Raw genomic sequence first — 658 nt, forward strand, 5'->3', positions numbered from 1 at the left:
CCATTAATCGCGTTCTGTCTTGTTTCAACATAACAACATTAAATGGTACGTGACGCTTTTTCTCACGTTTTGGTTCTTCTTTTTGTACAACTGGTTGTTCTTCTACAATCGGTGCTTCTTCTACAACTGATTGTTCTTCTGCGACCAGTGTTTCTTCCACAACTGGTTGTTCTTCTGCAATCGCTGTTTCCTCTACAACTGGTTGTTCTTCTGCAATCACTGCTTCTTCCACAACTGGTTGTTCTTCTACAATCGCTGCTTCTTCTGCAATTAAAACATCCGCAAAGCTTTGAACATCTTTTTTCGTTTGTTCATCAGCTTCAGCAGCACTTATGAATTCATTCTTTTGTTCAATTGCTTCATTTAACACCATTTCTTGCTGCGTTTCCTCAAGTACTACAGGTTCCGCTTCTTCCGGTGCTTCTGTTTCCGCAATTACTTCCACTTCTTCTGACTCTTCTGCTTCTGCAACTACTTCCACTTCTTCTGACTCTTCTGCTTCTGCAACTACTTCCACTTCTTCTGACTCTTCTGTTTCTGTAATTACTTCCACTTCTTTTGACTCTTCTGCTTCTGCAATTACTTCCACTTCTTCTGGTGCTTCTGTTTCCGCAATTACTTCCACTTCTTCTGGTGCTTCCGCTTCCGCAATTACTTC

Annotated in this window: 1 pseudogene; it reads right to left on the minus strand. The window is 41.2% G+C overall.

What is annotated here, in order from left to right:
- Positions 1–658, minus strand: a pseudogene (locus tag MR079_RS28345) (DNA translocase FtsK); the annotation flags it as partial.

Origin of the sequence: Bacillus cereus group sp. BfR-BA-01381 (genome assembly GCF_022663555.1) — a bacterium.
GTDB classification, from domain to species: domain Bacteria; phylum Bacillota; class Bacilli; order Bacillales; family Bacillaceae_G; genus Bacillus_A; species Bacillus_A pacificus.